Raw genomic sequence first — 13191 nt, 5'->3', positions numbered from 1 at the left:
CCGGTGTCCCTCCCCGGAACCGGGGCCCGTGCACGTCCGGACCGCTGGAATACTCGACGGCATGAACGGGGTGCTGATCGGCCGGGCGGCGGAGCTCGCGGAGCTGACCGCCGCGCTGGCGCGGGCGGCCGCGGGCAGCGCCGGCGTGGTGCTGGTCAGCGGCGACGCGGGCGTGGGCAAGACGCACCTGGTGTCGGCACTGGTCCGGTCGGCGCGGGCCGACGGCTGCACCGTGCTCCTCGGGCAGTGCGCCGAGCTGGGCGAGAGCATGCCGTACCTGCCGCTCGCGGACGCGCTGTGGACGGCCGCGCAGCCGGGCACCGCGGAGTCCGAGCAGGTCCGCGCGGCGCTCGACGCCCGGCCGGTGCTGCGGAGCCTGATGCCGGACGGCGACGGCGACCCCGGCGCCGTGTCGGAGCTCGGCCAGCAGCGGCTGTTCGGGGCGGTGCTCGGGCTGCTCGGCGAGCTGGGGCGGGACCGGCCCGTCCTGCTCGTCCTCGAAGACCTGCACTGGGCCGACCGGTCCACCCGGCACCTGCTGACGTTCCTCAGCCGCGTCCTGCAGCGCGAGCGGGTCTGCCTCGTCGGCACCTACCGGTCGGACGACCTGCACCGGCGGCATCCGCTGCGGCCGGTGGTGGCGGAGCTGCTGCGGCTGCCGAACGTGACCGGCATCGAGGTGCCGCCGTTCGGGCCGGGCGAGACCGCCGACTACCTCGCGGAGCTGTCGCGCGGGTCCGCGCCGGTGGCCGCCGAGGTCGTGGACCGGGTCCACCGGCGCTCGGAGGGCAACCCGTTCTACGCGGGCGAGCTGTACTCGGCCGGGTCCGACCTGCGGAACGCGGCGGCGGAGCTGCCGTCCGGCCTCGCCGACCTGCTGCTGTCGCGGGTGGAGCGGCTGTCGGAGGCCGGGCAGCGGGTCGTGCGGGTCGCGGCGGTGGCGGGCCGGCGGGTCGACGACGAGCTGGTGCGGCGGGTGTCCGGGCTGGACGAGGCGGCGGCCGGCGAGGCGCTGCGCGAGGTCGTGTCCCACCAGCTGCTCGTCCCGTCCGGGACGGGGTACACGTTCCGGCACGCGCTGCTGCGCGAGGCCGTCTACGCCGACCTGCTGCCGGGCGAGCGGACCCGGCTGCACGCCGACTTCGCCCGCCTCCTCGCCGGCCTCCCGGACGGGACGCGCGGCTCGGCGGCGGAGCTGGCCCACCACAGCCTCGCCGCGCACGACCTGCCGGCCGCGTTCGCCGCGTCGGTCCGGGCGGGCCGGGAGGCCGACCGGCTCGGCGCGCCCGCCGAGGCGTTCGAGCACTACGAGCGGGCGCTGGAGCTGTGGGAGGCCGTGCCCGGCCCGGCGGAGGCCGCCGGCACCGACCGGGTCCGGCTGTCGCTGGTCGCGGCGCAGGCGTCCGCGCGGGCCGGCGAGGTGCGGCGGGCGGCGAACCGGCTGCGCCGGCTCCTGGACGCCGCCGACCCGGCCGACCCCGCCCTCGGCTCGGTGATCCGCGAGCACCTCGCGGGGTACATGGTCGACCTCGACGAGCTGGCGGAGGGGCGGGCGATGGCGCGGGAGGCGGTGCGGATGCTGCCCCCCGACCCGCCGAGCACCGATCGCGCCTGGGCCCTCGCCACCTACGCCCGGACGCTGCTCTACCTGGACCCGGACGGCGAGATGCCCGAGCTGGCGGAGAAGGCCGCCGCGTACGCGCGCGAGGCCGGCACGCCCGGCGCCGAGGCCGCGCTGCTGGTCACGCTCGGTCTCTACCGGGAGTCGCGCGAGGCCGACAGCGGCGTCGCCGAGCTGTTCGCGCGGGCCCGCGACCTCGCCGACACCGCCGGGGACAGCCCGCAGGCGGCGCTGCGCGCCCGGTTCCAGTACGCCCGGACGAAGTTCGACCGCGGCGACCTCGCGGGCGCCGCGGCGGCGACCGACGAGGGCGTCCGGGTCGTGCTGGACAGCGGCGTCGAGTGGAGCATGTTCGGCAGCGCCCTGCGGACCCTGCGGTACCTCGTCCGCTACACGACCGGGGACTGGGCGGAGGCGGGCCGGATCGCGGCCGGCTTCCCGCTCCAGGTCGTCCGGCCGCACGAGGCGCAGGTCTCGGCGTACGCGCTGTTCATCGAGGTCGCGCAGGGGCTGCCGGTCGTCGACGAGCGGCTGCGCTGGATCGCTCCACTGTGGCACGAGGACCAGCTCGCCAACTACATCGGGCGCGGCCTCGCCGCCGAGCACGCCCTGTGGCGGGACGACCCGCAGGCCGTCCTCGCCCATGTCGACGCCATCTCGCCCACGCTCTACGGCGCCGGCGCGCCGTTCATCCGCATCGCCGCGACGGGGCTGTGGGCCCACGCCGAGCTGGCGGCGCGGGCCCGCGCCGCCGGCGACGCCGCGGCCGTCCGGCGGGCGGCGGAGGCCGGCGACGAGCTGCTGCGGCGGGCGCGGCGGGCCGCCGAGTTCACCGAGGAGGGCGAGCGCCGGCACTGGCTCGGGTTCGAGGGCCGGGCGTGGGTGGCGCGCGCCGAGGCCGAGCGCCGCCGCGTGGACGGCGTCCACGACGCCGCGCTGTGGCGCGAGTCCGCCGACCTGTTCACCTACGGCGACCCCGACGGCGGCTTCGTCTACGAGGTGGCGCGGTCCCGCTGGCGGCTGGCGGAGGCGCTGGCCGAGAACGGCGACCGGGAGGCCGCCGCCGCGCAGTGGCGCAAGGCCGTCGCGACCGCCGAGCGCCTGGAGGCGCGGCCGCTGCTCGCGGCGCTGCGCGACCTCGGCGCCCGCGCCCGGCTGGACCCGGGCCGCCCGGCGGCGGCCGCGGCGTCCGGGCCGCTGGCGGCCCTCACCGCCCGCGAGCGCGAGGTGCTGAAGCTCGTCGCCGAGGGCCGCAACAACCGGGAGATCGCGGCGGCGCTGTTCATCTCGCCGAAGACCGCGAGCGTGCACGTCTCCAACATCCTCGCGAAGCTGGACGTCACGAGCCGCACCCAGGCCGCCGCCGTCGCCCACCGCGAAGGGCTGTGACCCGGCGCCTCTTCGAATTTCGCCGCGGACCCGGATTCGGTCGATCTTGCACCGCATTGACGGTGGCGGTAATGTGCGATTCGTGACTGCCGGGTCGGCCATTGGCCACGAGCGAGTGAGGTTCCCGGCCTCCGAGTGAGGCCGGCGCGGGCACGCGGCCCGCCTCCGCTCTTCGCGTTTCCTCTTCTTCCTCCGCACGCGCGTCGCGTGACGTCAACGGGCATGCCCGTGCCTTCGGCATGCCTTCATCCACCATTCTTCCAGCCATGGCGCACGGCGTTTCCATGGCCGATTCGCCATGCCCGAAAACAGATTCAGGAGACACATGGATTTCAACAGGCAGGTCATCGAGGAGTTCCGCGCGGGCGGCGGCCGGGTCGGCGGGATGTTCGAGGACGGGCGGCTCCTCCTGCTGACCACCACCGGGGCCCGGTCGGGCCTGCGGCGCACGACACCGCTCGGCTACCTGCCGGACGAGGGCGGCCGCGTCCTCGTCATCGCCTCCGCCGGGGGCGCGCCGGAGCACCCGGCGTGGTTCCGCAACCTGGTCGCGCACCCGCGCGTCACGGTCGAGAGCGGCGCCTTCACCTACGAGGCGGACGCCGTCGTCCTGGCGGGGGCCGAGCGCGACGCCGCGTTCGCGCGGGCCGTCGAGTCCGATCCCGGGTGGGGCGAGTACGAGGCGAAGTCGGGGCGGACGCTGCCCGTCGTCGCCCTCGTCCCGCTTGCCGCCGGACCGCCCGGCGGGCCCGCGACGCCGAGCGCGATGCTCATCGCGGTGCACGACGCGTTCCGGCGCGAGCTCCGGCTGATCCGCGGGGAGGTCGCCGCGTCCGGGACGGCCGGTGTCGGGGCGCAGCTGCGGATCAACTGCCTGACCCTGTGCGAGGGCCTCGGCAACCACCACATGGGCGAGGACCAGCAGATGTTCCCGCTCGTGGCGCGGCGGCATCCGGAGCTCGCGCCGGTGCTGGCGCGGCTGGGCGGCGAGCACGAGGCGATCAAGGGACTGCTGGCGGAGCTGCGCCGCGCCCTCGACGGCGGCGACCCGGCCACGCTCCTCGCCGAGGTCGAGCGGCTCACCGCCGCGCTGGAGGCGCACCTCGACCGGGAGGAGGAGCAGCTCGTGCCGGTGCTCGACGCGATCGGCCTCTAGGCCGGGCGGCCCGCGCGCCGGCTAGAGCAGGCCGCGGCCGGGGATCAGCGGCAGGTCGAGCGCGGTGAGCAGGCCGGGGGGCGCCGCGACGACGGCGGGGACGGCGTTGACGAGCCGCATCGCGGTCGCCTTCAGCCCGGCGGTGTTGTGGTCGCCGTCCGTGCCGAGCAGCCGCAGGTCGACGGTGTAGTCCGGCTCGCCGCGGACCTCGACCCGGTAGCAGCCCGCCCCGGACGGCTGCGGCCAGTCCGGGGCGAGGTCGTCGCGGAGCCGGGTGACGTGCTCCAGCACGACGACGGCGTCGCCGCCGCGCATGCCGCGCACCTCGAAGCGCAGCGCGGCGGCGGTGCCCTTCGCGATCGTCCCGGCGGAGACGTCGAACGCGTCGGGGGCGGGCAGCCGGGTGTGGCTCTCGGCGATCCCGTCCAGCTCGACGCCGAGGCCGGCGGCGAGCTGCCGGACGACGCTCCCCCACGCCATCGTCAGGACGCCGGGCTGGAGCAGCATCGGCGTCTCGTCCAGGGAGCGGCCGAAGCCCATGATGTCGAACAGGACCGTGCCCTGGTCGTAGGTGGCGTAGTTGAGGATCTCCATGCAGCGGACCTGGTCGATGCGCTCGCTGATGCCGGTGACGGCGAGCGGCAGCACGTCGTTGGCGAAGCCGGGGTCGATGCCGTTGACGAAGATCGAGGCGTTGCCCGCGGCGGCGGCCGCCCGCACCGGGTCGGACATCTCGGCCGGGACGACACCGTCCGGGAACTGCAGGAAAACCGGGCTGCTTGACACGACATTGACGCCGGCGCGCAGGATGCGGCACAGGTCGTCGATCGCCTCCATCAGCCGGACGTCGGCCATCGAGGTGTAGACGACGCAGTCGGGGCGCAGGGCGAGCAGCGCGTCGGCGTCGCCGGTGGCGGTGACGCCGAGGTCGCGGCCGAGGCCCGCGAGCTCGCCCGCGTCCCGGCCCTCCTTGGCGGGGGTGGACGTCCAGACGCCCGCGAGTTCGAGGTCGGGGCGGGCGTCGATGCCGGCGATGGCGTGCCGGCCGACGTTGCCGGTGCTCCAGAGGACGACGCGGTGGGTCACAGGTCCTCCAGGTGGAGGTCGAGGTTGGGGGTGTCGATGCCGCCGTCCACGCGCAGCACGCTGCCGGTGACGTAGGCGGAGGCGGGCGAGGCGAGGTAGAGGACGGCGGCGGCGACGTCCTCGGGGTCGCCGACGCGGCGCAGCGGGGTCATGCGCTCCATCTCGGCGCGCAGCCCGTCGTCGGTCATGACGATGTCGAGCGCGGACGTCGCGACGGAGCCGACGGCGATCGCGTTGACGCGGACGCGCGGCGCCAGGTCGAACGCGGCGAGCCGGGTGTAGTGGGCGAGCGCGGCCTTGGCGCTGCCGTAGGCGAGGTAGCCGCGGCCGGCGATGCGCCCGACGGCGGAGGAGATGTTGACGACGCTGCCGCCCTCGGACTCCAGGAGGTGCGGGACGGCGGCGCGGGTCAGCGCGTGCGCGGTCGCGACGTTGAAGCGGAACGCCTTCTCCAGGTGCCGGGGCTTGGTGTCCATGAAGGGGGCGGGCATGGCGCCGCCCATGTTGTTCACCACGATGTCGAGGCGGCCGAACTCCGCGGCGGCGCGTCCGGCGAGGTCCGCGGCGGTGTCGGGGTCGCTGAGGTCTGCGGGGACGACCAGCGCGCGGCGCCCCGCCGCCTCGATCCGCGCGGCGACCTCGCGGAGCTGCTCCTCGGTGCGGGCGGAGACCGCCACGTCGGCGCCGGCCTCGGCGAGCGCGACCGCGGTGGCCGCGCCGATGCCGCGGCCCGCGCCGGTGACGACCGCCGCCCGGCCGTCGATGCGGAACCTGTCACCGATCACCGGCGTCACCTCCGGGCCGTCGCGTCGCTGCGGGCACAGCCTACGCAGAAAGTAGAACGTGTTTCAATACGCCGTCCGCGCGGCGGTCCGGTGACGGGCGCGTGCCGGCGGCCGGTAGATCTTCACGGGTCATTCGTTATTTCCGGTACTAGGCGCCGCGCCGCCGCCTTGCCATTCTTTTTCACAGCGCGCGCCGACGGCGGGCCCGGGCGGAAGGAAATCCTGGCGTGGACAAGGGGTACGAGCTTTACTGCCTCGCGGACGAGGTGTTCTACGACGCTCCCCCGGTCACCCGGAAAACCGATTTCGACATCGCCCACCGCCCCCTTCCGGACGGCTGGGAGCAGATCTTCGGCGACGAATGGGTCGTTTACGTCCCGCCCGTCCAGCGCACTCCGGCGCAGGGCTGGAAAGTCCATGTGAGCGGCTGCGCGGAAAGCGCCGGGGATGTCCTTTCCCGGACGTGGGAGTACTGCGTCGGGGCCGGCGTCGAGTTCAAGCACCTGCGCGGCCCGGCGACGCTGCGGACGCGGAACGCCAAGTACGCGCCGCGCGGCGCCAGCGGGAAACTCGTCACGGTCTACCCCGAGGACGAGCGCGAACTGGAGCGCGTGCTGGCCGGGCTCGGCGCCCTGGTGGACGGCCTGCCCGGCCCCTACATCCTCAGTGACCTGCGCATCGGGGCCGGCCCCCTGCACGTGCGGTACGGCGGGTTCGCCGAGCGGCGGTGCCTGGACGAGCAGGGCAGGCTCGTGCCCGCGCTGGAGAACGGCGCCGGGGAGCTGGTGCCCGACCGGCGCGAGCCCGTGTTCACCGTCCCCGAATGGGTGCGCCTGCCGGCCTGTCTGGAACCGCACCTCAAGGCGCGCGGCGCCACCACGACGACCGACCTTCCGTACCGCATCGAAAAGGCGCTGCATTTCTCCAACGGCGGCGGCGTCTACCAGGCGGTGGACACCCGCAGCGGCGCGAAGGTCGTCCTCAAGGAAGGGCGCCCGCACGCCGGGCTCGCCGCCGACGGCGCCGACGCGGTCACCCGGCTGGAACGCGAACGCGACGTCCTCCGGAAACTCGGCGGAATCGACGGGGTGCCCGCGGCGCTCGACTGGTTCGCGCTCGGCGAGCACCATTTCCTCGTCCAGGAGTTCATCGAGGGGCGCACCCTCAACACGTTCTTCGCCGAACGGCATCCGATGCTCGATCCCGACCCGGATCCGGCCCGGACCGCCGAGTACACGGCGTGGGCGCTGCGCGTCCACGCGGGAGTGGAACGCGTGCTGAACGCGATCCACGAGCGCGGCGTCGCCTTCAACGACCTGCACATGTTCAACGTGATGGTCCGCCCGGACGACTCGGTCGCGCTGATCGACTTCGAGACGGCGGCGCCCGCGTCCGCCGGCGGCCGGCAGACGCTCGCCAACCCGGCGTTCCTCGCCCCGCCCGACCGGCGCGGCACCGCCGTCGACCGGTACAGCCTGGCGTGCCTGCGGCTGGCCCTGTTCGTCCCGCTGACCACGCTGTTCGTCATCGACCGGGGCAAGGCGCGGCAGCTCGCCGACATGATCGCCGAGAACTTCCCGGTGCCGCGCGCGTGGCTGGACGAGGCGGTCGCGGAGATCGCGCGGGACGTCGAGCCGGCGCCGGCGCCCGCGTTCGTCCCGGACGCGCCCGGCTGGGACCGCGCCCGGGAGGCGCTGTCGCGGGCCGTCCTGGCGAGTGCCACGCCCGACCGCCCCGACCGGCTGTTCCCCGGTGACGTGGAGCAGTTCTCCGGAGCGTCCCTCGGGCTGGCGCACGGCGCCGCCGGCGTCCTGTACGCGCTGGACGCGACGGGCGCGGGCCGCTACCCGGCGCACGAGGAATGGCTGGCCGAGCGTGCCGCCGACCCACGGCGCGGCACCGGGCTCGGCCTGTACGACGGGCTGATGGGCGCCGCCCACGTGCTGGCCGGCCTCGGCCACGCGGACGCCGCGCGCGCCGCCGTCGACCACTGCCTGAACGAGAAATGGGAGCGGCTCGGCGACGACCTCTACGGCGGGCTGCCCGGGTTCGCGCTCGTCCTCGACGACCTGGCCGGCGCGACCGACGACGCGGACCTGCGCGACGCCGCCCGCCGCGCGCTCGCGATCGTCGCGGAACGGGCACCGGACGGGCGCAGCCCCCGGCCCGGCCTCATGCACGGCGGCGCGGGCGCGGCGCTGATGCTCGTCCGGGCGTACGAGCGCGCGGGCGACCCCGCGCTGCTGGACCTCGCCGCCGCCGCGCTGCGCCGCGACCTCGCCGCCTGCGTCACCGACCGCAACGGCGCGCTGCACGTCGACCAGGGCAGCCGGGTGCTGCCCTACCTCGCGCGCGGCAGCGTCGGCATCGGCCTCGTCCTGGACGAGTACCTCGCGCACCGCCCGGACGAGGAGTTCGAGACGGCCCGGCGCGCCGTCCGCGTCGCCGCGATGTCGCGCTACTACGCGCAGCCGAGCCTGTTCAGCGGGCGCGCCGGGATGCTGCTCTACCTGGCCCGGCGCGACCGCGACGACCCGCGCGTGGCGGGGCACGTCCGCGACCTGGCCTGGCACGCCCTCCCCTACGGCGGCGGCCTGGCGATGCCCGGCGAGCACATGTACCGGCTGTCGATGGACCTGGCGACCGGGACCGCCGGCGTGCTGCTCGCGCTCGGCGCGGCCCTGCACGCGCCGCCGGCCGGGCTGCCGTTCCTCGGAACGGCCCACCGACCCCTCGCGGGGACCCCCGCGGTGGCCACCTCTACCCAGCCCGAAAGGAGGTGAAGACATGGCGCTTCTCGACCTTCAGGGAATGGTGAGCGAGAACGGCGGCGGCGGTAACAGCAGCCTCAGCCTGCTCTGCCACAGCTCGCACAGCGTGACCATCTGCCTGTGACGGCCGCCGGCGGCCACGGACCCCCTCCCTCGGGGGGCCGTGGCCGCCCTCGGCATGGAGGCGACCATGACCGCATCCCCCGGCCCGGACCGGCTGCTGCTGCGCGCCGCCGGGCGCGCCCGCGGCTGGACGGCGCTCGTCGCGGCGGCGGCGCTGGCGGACGCGGCGGCGGCGCTGCTGCTGCCGTTCGCGCTGGCCCGCGCCGTCGACGCGGTCCCGCCCGGCGGTCCCCCCGCGACCGCCGCGCTGTGGCCGTGCGCCGCGCTCGTCGCGGTGTCCGCCGCCGCCGAGGTGCTGTCGGAGCTGGCGGCCGGCAGTGCCGCCGCCCGCGCGACGGCCTGGATCCGGCACGCCCTCGTCCGGCACCTGCTCGCCGTCGGGCCGGCGCTGCGCGTCCCGCCGGGCGACGTGGCGGGACGGGCGGTCGGCGGCGCCGCCGAGGCGGGGGTCGCGCCCGCCGCCGCGCCCGAGGCCGCCGCCGGGCTGCTGCCCGCCGCCGGCGCGCTCGCCGCGCTCGCCCTCATCGACTGGCGCCTCGCGGCCGCGGTCGGGGCCGCGCTGCCGGCGGTGGCGCTGCTGATGCGGGCGTTCGTCCGCGGCATCACCGCGTCCGCGACCCGCTACCTGGCCGTGCAGGGCACGATCGCGGGCCGCCTCGCCGAGGCGCTCGGCGGCGCCCGCACCATCGCCGCCGCCGGCACCGCCGGGCGGGAGGCGGCGCGCATCCTGGCCCCCCTTCCCCGGCTCCGCGCCGAGGGCGAGACGATGTGGCGCGTCCAGGGCGGGGTCGCCGCGCGGGGCCTGCTGGCGCTGCTGCTGCTCCAGATCGCTGCGGTCGGCGCCGCCGGTGCGGAACTGGCGGCGGGCCGCATCACGCCGGGCGAGCTGGTCGCGGCCGTCCAGTACGCGGGGCTCGCCGCCGGGTTCGGGCCCGTCCTCACCCAGGTGCTGCGGCTCGCCCGCGCCCGCGCCGGCGCACGCCGCGCCGCCGAGATCCTGGCGCTGCCCGCGCCCGCGCACGGCCCGGAGTGCGCGCCGCCCGGCCCCGGCCGCCTGGAGTTCCGCGGCGTCACCGCGCGCGGCGCGCTGGACGGCCTCGACCTCACCGTCCCCGGCGGCCGGGCCGTGGCCGTCGTCGGCCGCGCCGGCTCCGGCCTCGCCGCGCTCGCCGGGCGCCTCGCCGACCCCGACCGGGGCGAGGTCCTGCTGGACGGCGTGCCGCTCCCCCGCCTCAGCCGGTCCGCGCTGCGGCGCGAGATCGGCTACGCGTTCGCCCGGCCCGCGCTGTTCGGCGCGACGGTCGGGGACGCGCTCGCGTTCGGCCCGTCCCGCCCGCCGGACGCGTGGCTGCGCGAGTCCGCGCGGGCCGCGCGCGCCGACGGCTTCATCCGCCGCCTGCCCGCCGGCTACGCCACGCCCCTCGCGGACGCGCCGATGTCGGGCGGCGAGCTGCAGCGCATGGGCCTCGCCCGCGCGTTCGCGCACGCGGGCCGCGTCCTCGTCCTGGACGACGCCACCTCCAGCCTCGACACCGTCACCGAGATGGAGATCACCGACGCCGTCCTGACCCGCTTCGCCGGCCGCACCCGCCTGATCATCGCGCAGCGCGGGTCCACCGCCGCCCGCGCCGACCTGGTCGCCTGGCTGGACGACGGCCGCCTCCGCGCCCTGGCCCCGCACGCCGACCTCTGGCGCGACCCCGACTACCGCGCCGTCTTCACCGCCCCCGAGGAGTCGCGGTGAACGGCGGGCGGAAGGCGGCGCGGGTCCTGTGGAGGACGGTCGGGGAGGTGCTCCGGGCGCGGCGGCGGGCGGTGGCGCGGGCCTGCGCGTGGTCGGTGGTCGAGGTGGCGCCGACGGCGCTGTTCGGGCTGGCCGTCGGGCAGGCGGTCGACGCGTTCCGGACGGGCCGGACCCGCGACGCCCTGGCGTGGCTCGGCATGCTCGCGGCGGCGGCCTGCGCGGGCGCGGTCGGGAGCCGGCGGCTGTACCCGGCGCTGGCGGCGATCGTGGAGCCGTTCCGGGACGACCTGGTGCGGCGCGTCACGGCCGGGGCGCTGCACCGGTCGCTGCGGGGGCGGCCCGACACCGGGGCGGTGGCGCGGCTCACGCACCAGGTGGAGATCGTCCGGGACACGTTCGGCGGGCTGCTCGTCGTGGCGCGCGGGTTCGTGTTCTCGGCGGGCGCGGCGCTGCTCGGGCTGCTGGCGATGATGCCGGAGGTGGTGCTCCTGGTGCTGCCGCCGCTGGTGCTGGGGTTGGTCCTGTTCGGGGCGCTGTTCGGGGCGGCGGCCGTCCGGCAGCGGGCGCTCGTGGTCGGCGAGGAGGACATCGCCGAGCGGACGGCGGCGCTGGCCGAGGGGCTGCGGGACGCCGTGGCGTGCGGCGGCGAGGAGGCGCTGGAGGCGGAGCTCGGCGCGGCGGTGGAGGCGCAGGCGGCGGCCGGGCGCGCGGTGGCGCGGTTCGCGGCGCTGCGGGCGGTGTCCCTGGCGGTGAGCGGATGGCTGCCGCTGCTGCTCGTCCTGGCGGCGGCGCCGTGGCTGATGCGGCGCGGGGCCACGCCGGGGACGGTCATCGGCGCGCTGACGTACGTCCTGCACGGGCTCCAGCCCGCGCTGCGGACGCTCGTGCAGGGCATGGGCGGCAGCGGGCTGCGGCTGGCGGTGACGCTCGGGCGCATCCTGGAGACGAGCGCGCCCGAGGCGGTGGAGCCGCCGCGCGCCCCGGCCGTCGCCGGGGCGCCCGCGGTGGAGCTGCGCGGGGTGACGTTCGCCTACGGGCCCGGCGCGCGGCCGGTGATCGAGGGCCTCGACCTGGTCGTGCCGCAGGGCGACCACCTGGCGGTGGTGGGGCCGAGCGGGATCGGGAAGTCGACGCTGGCGGCGCTGATCGCGGGCCTCGCCGTGCCCGGCGAGGGCGAGGTGCTCGTGGCGGGGCGGCCGGCGGGCGATCCGGCCGGGCGGGTGCTGATCCCGCAGGAGGCGTACGTGTTCAGCGGCACCCTGCACGACAACCTCGCCTACTACGTGCCGGAGGCCGGGCCGGAGGAGGTCGGCCGGGCGGTGGACGCGCTCGGCGCCGCGGGGCTCGTCCGGGACCTCGGCGGCCTCGGCGCGCGGCTGGAGCCGGGCGCGCTGGCGGAGGCGGACCGGCAGCTCGTCGCGCTGTGCCGGGCCTACCTCGCGCCGCAGCCGCTCGTCATCCTGGACGAGGCCGCCTCCCGGCTGGACGCCGCCGCCGAGGCACGGGCGGAGGAGGCGTTCGCGCGGCGCGGCGGCACACTGATCGTGATCGCCCATCGGATCAGTTCCGCCGTGCGCGCGCGCCGCGTCCTCGTCCTGGACGGGACCCGCCCGTACCTCGGCCGGCACGCCGACCTGCCCGCCGTGTGCCCGCTCTACCGGGACCTCATCGGGCGGTGGGAGGCGGGCTCACAGCCATCCGGCCTCCTCGGCGATCCGGATGGCCTGCACCCGGTTCTGGGCGCCGATCTTGCGGTTGATGCGGGACAGGTGGTTGCGGACGGTGCCGATCGTCAGGACGAGGTCCTCGGCGATCTGCGCGGCGGAGGCGCCGCGTGAGGCGAGCGCGAGCACCTCGATCTCGCGCTCGGTGAGCGGGCTCTGCGCGGAGCCCAGTTCGGTGAAGGCCATGTCGGGGTCGATGACGCGGGCGCCTCCCGCCGCCCGCCGGATCGCGTCCACCAGGTCGCCGGGCGAGGTGCTCTTCAGCACCAGGCCGGACGCGCGCGCCGCCACCGTGCGCCGCAGGTCGCCGGTGCGGCGGCGGCCGGCCAGCAGGACGGTGCTGCATTCGGGGACGGCCTCGCGGAGCGCGCGGGCCGCGGTGAAGCCGTCCAGTCCGGGGAGCCCGACGTCGATGAGGGCGACGTCGGGCCGCTGACTGCGCGCGGTGCGCAGGACCTGGTCGCCGCAGCCGATCGCGGCGACGACGTCGAGGTCCCTCACCCCTTCGAACATCGCGACCAGCCCGCCGCGGAGGAGGGGTGCCCCCTCGGCGAGAAGAATCCGAATCATTTTCGTCTCCATTGGCCAGCCACCCACAGTGGCCCTGGAAAAACGTCATTACTGAACGCCATTCGAAGTCGCCGTGCGCGGAGGGGGCCGCGCGGGTAATCGGGGTATACGGACAGCGCGAAAAAGAGGTTCCATCGAGTCACCTTGACGGAAGGCGGCCAGGTTCTAACCGAGTGGAGTCAACACTATTCATGGCGTCATTGTAAAGAACCGGATAGAAGC

Annotated in this window: 8 protein-coding genes and 1 pseudogene; 6 read left to right on the top strand and 3 right to left on the bottom strand. The window is 76.4% G+C overall.

What is annotated here, in order from left to right; translation table 11 throughout:
* The first annotated feature begins 61 nt into the window (after window positions 1-61).
* Window positions 62-3010: a helix-turn-helix transcriptional regulator gene (locus tag ETD96_RS47500; protein ID WP_138635711.1), complete on the top strand. Its 2949-nt coding sequence runs from the start codon at window positions 62-64 to the stop codon at window positions 3008-3010.
* Between the two features lie 325 nt (window positions 3011-3335).
* Window positions 3336-4166, top strand: coding sequence for a nitroreductase/quinone reductase family protein (locus ETD96_RS08345; RefSeq protein WP_138635710.1), 831 nt, complete (start codon window positions 3336-3338; stop codon window positions 4164-4166).
* A gap of 21 nt (window positions 4167-4187) precedes the next feature.
* Here ETD96_RS08345 and ETD96_RS08340 read toward each other — a convergent pair whose 3' ends face one another.
* A complete protein-coding gene (locus ETD96_RS08340) occupies window positions 4188-5252 on the bottom strand; it encodes an NAD(P)H-dependent amine dehydrogenase family protein (protein WP_138635709.1) in 1065 nt (354 codons plus the stop codon).
* On the bottom strand, window positions 5249-6037 hold the full coding sequence (locus tag ETD96_RS08335; RefSeq protein WP_138635708.1) for an SDR family oxidoreductase: 789 nt from the start codon (window positions 6035-6037) through the stop codon (window positions 5249-5251). The genes ETD96_RS08340 and ETD96_RS08335 overlap by 4 nt, the downstream gene beginning before the upstream one ends.
* 227 nt (window positions 6038-6264) lie before the next feature.
* Here ETD96_RS08335 and lanKC point away from each other — a divergent pair, with 227 nt between their 5' ends.
* From lanKC to ETD96_RS08315, 4 genes are all read left to right on the top strand, one after another.
* On the top strand, window positions 6265-8820 hold the full coding sequence (gene lanKC / locus ETD96_RS08330) for a class III lanthionine synthetase LanKC (RefSeq protein WP_138635707.1): 2556 nt from the start codon (window positions 6265-6267) through the stop codon (window positions 8818-8820).
* A 4-nt stretch (window positions 8821-8824) separates the two neighbouring features.
* Window positions 8825-8932 (top strand): SapB/AmfS family lanthipeptide, encoded by a 108-nt coding sequence (locus ETD96_RS08325; RefSeq protein WP_138635706.1) that lies wholly within the window; start codon window positions 8825-8827, stop codon window positions 8930-8932.
* A 66-nt stretch (window positions 8933-8998) separates the two neighbouring features.
* Window positions 8999-10675 carry an ATP-binding cassette domain-containing protein gene (locus ETD96_RS08320; RefSeq protein WP_205719164.1) on the top strand — a complete coding sequence of 559 codons (1677 nt, stop codon included), beginning with the start codon at window positions 8999-9001 and terminating at the stop codon, window positions 10673-10675.
* Complete coding sequence (locus ETD96_RS08315; RefSeq protein WP_240807383.1) at window positions 10672-12513, top strand: ATP-binding cassette domain-containing protein; 1842 nt, start codon at window positions 10672-10674, stop codon at window positions 12511-12513. The genes ETD96_RS08320 and ETD96_RS08315 overlap by 4 nt, the downstream gene beginning before the upstream one ends.
* On the opposite strand, the pseudogene ETD96_RS08310 reads toward ETD96_RS08315, so the two are convergent.
* A pseudogene (locus ETD96_RS08310) lies at window positions 12445-12969 on the bottom strand (response regulator transcription factor); the annotation flags it as partial. The gene ETD96_RS08315 and the pseudogene ETD96_RS08310 sit on opposite strands and share 69 nt — an antisense overlap.
* Window positions 12970-13191 lie beyond the last annotated feature (222 nt).

This window comes from Actinomadura geliboluensis, assembly GCF_005889745.1.
Lineage (GTDB): Bacteria > Actinomycetota > Actinomycetes > Streptosporangiales > Streptosporangiaceae > Spirillospora > Spirillospora geliboluensis.
This window is presented reverse-complemented; position numbering and strand designations above follow the sequence as displayed.

Bases quoted from the DNA above. Each gene is read 5' to 3' on its own strand.
- ETD96_RS08345 (WP_138635710.1), top strand. From the start codon at position 3,336: ATGGATTTCAACAGGCAGGTCATCGAGGAGTTCCGCGCGGGCGGCGGC.
- ETD96_RS47500 (WP_138635711.1), top strand. From the start codon at position 62: ATGAACGGGGTGCTGATCGGCCGGGCGGCGGAGCTCGCGGAGCTGACC.
- ETD96_RS08325 (WP_138635706.1), top strand. From the start codon at position 8,825: ATGGCGCTTCTCGACCTTCAGGGAATGGTGAGCGAGAACGGCGGCGGC.
- ETD96_RS08320 (WP_205719164.1), top strand. From the start codon at position 8,999: ATGACCGCATCCCCCGGCCCGGACCGGCTGCTGCTGCGCGCCGCCGGG.